Source organism: Pseudomonas sp. GL-R-19 (genome assembly GCF_019956375.1).
In the GTDB taxonomy this organism is placed as follows: Bacteria; Pseudomonadota; Gammaproteobacteria; order Pseudomonadales; family Pseudomonadaceae; genus Aquipseudomonas.
On record NZ_JAHBDJ010000080.1, the window covers coordinates 1 to 1,628 of the forward strand.

Consider the following 1,628-nt stretch of genomic DNA (forward strand, 5'->3'; position numbering starts at 1 on the left):
GTAGGAGGGGCCGCCTCGTCTTCGACGCCGCGCTGTCGCGCAGCAAACTGAGGGAGCTAGAGTTGAAGAGCGTGCGCGGGGCAGAGACCGTCATTAGCACTGGTGTGACAGCACCCGAGTAGGAGAGTGGTCCGCACGGTATCGGCGTGGAGTCGTTGAAGGCACGGCATGCCGTGACCTCGTATAAGAGAGTGAACCCTTTCGCCACCGTGTACCCCGCGCACGCTTTTCCATCCTGCGAGGAATTGGCATGGCGCGCAAGAACCAAAAACGCTTCGAGATTATCCACCACGACTGCGCTGGTATCGATGTTGGCAGTCGTGAGCATTGGGTCGCGGTCAATCCCGGGCGCGGCGATAACCCGGTTCGCAAGTTTTCGACCTTCACCGATGACCTGATCGCGTTAGCCGACTGGCTCGCGTCATTGAAGATCAAGGTCGTGGCCATGGAGGCCACCGGCGTCTACTGGATCCCCCTTTTCGAAGTGCTGGACGCGCGGGGATTTGAGGTTTATCTGGTCAACTCCCGTGCAACCCGGCAGACCTCTGGCCGCAAATCCGATGTCCTCGATTGCCAATGGATCTGGCAACTCATGACGCACGGCCTGTTGAGCGGGGCTTTTCGCCCTTCGGATGAGATTTGCTCGATGCGTTCCCTGGTGCGCCAACGGGCCAATAAAGTCTGCGATCAGGCCAAGTCCATCAATCGGATGCAAAAAGCCCTGAGCCAGATGAACATTCATTTGGCCAACGTCATCAGTGACATTACCGGTGTGACCGGCATGAAAATTCTTAACGCGATCAACCAGGGCGAGCGCGACCCGCTGGTTCTCGCCGCGTTGCGAGATCGGCGCATCAAGGCGGACCAGGCCACCATCGCTCGCAGTCTGCATGGTAATTGGCGTGCCGAACACCTCCACGCGCTGAGCCAGGAGTTAGCCTGCCATGACTTCCTGGAAACGCAGATCGCCGACTGCGACAAGGCCATCGCGCAAGCGCTTGAACGGCTACCCAGGCTCCAGGAAGCGGTGCCGGTTGCCGGCAAAGTGCTGCGAAGTCCTCATCGTTCGGCTGCGCAGCAGAGCGCCTTGCATCAAGCCTTGGGCCAAGTGATGGGCGTGGACTTGACCGCCATCCCGACGATCGGCGTGGATACGGCACTGGTTCTGGCCAGCGAATTGGGGCCTGATTTGTCGCGTTTCCCGACCTCTCAACACTTTTGTTCCTGGCTCGGTGTGGCGCCGCCGACCCGCATATCGGGAGGAAAAGCGCTTCCCGGCAAACCCCCCAAGGTAATCAATCGGGCGTCCCAGGCTCTTAAGCAATCAGCCTCCAATGCCCGCAACGACAAAAGCTTTATCGGTGCCAGCCACCGGGCCCGTTTAACCCGGATGGACACCGGCTGCGCGATCAAGGCGACCGCGCACCAACTGGCGCGACTGATCTACGCCATGCTGACCAAGGGCCAGCCCTATGTAGAAAAGGGTATCGAAGCTTTTGAAGCGAAAAGCCGCAGCCGACAGTTACGCGCCTTGGAACACAAGGCGCGCAAGCTGGGCATGCAGTTGGTGATGGCTGGATAATTTTTAGAGCAAAAACAATGGGTTATTTTTTGTTTGATAAGAGCTG

Annotated in this window: 1 protein-coding gene; it reads left to right on the top strand. The window is 58.7% G+C overall.

All coding sequences use genetic code 11. The annotated features are described in order from the left end of the window. The first annotated feature begins 250 nt into the window (after positions 1 to 250). Positions 251 to 1,582, top strand: a complete 1,332-nt coding sequence (locus KGA83_RS27825) for an IS110 family transposase (protein WP_108219970.1) — start codon at positions 251 to 253, stop codon at positions 1,580 to 1,582. Positions 1,583 to 1,628 lie beyond the last annotated feature (46 nt).

Excerpts from the sequence above, each read along its gene's own strand:
- KGA83_RS27825 (WP_108219970.1), top strand. The coding sequence starts at position 251 with ATGGCGCGCAAGAACCAAAAACGCTTCGAGATTATCCACCACGACTGC.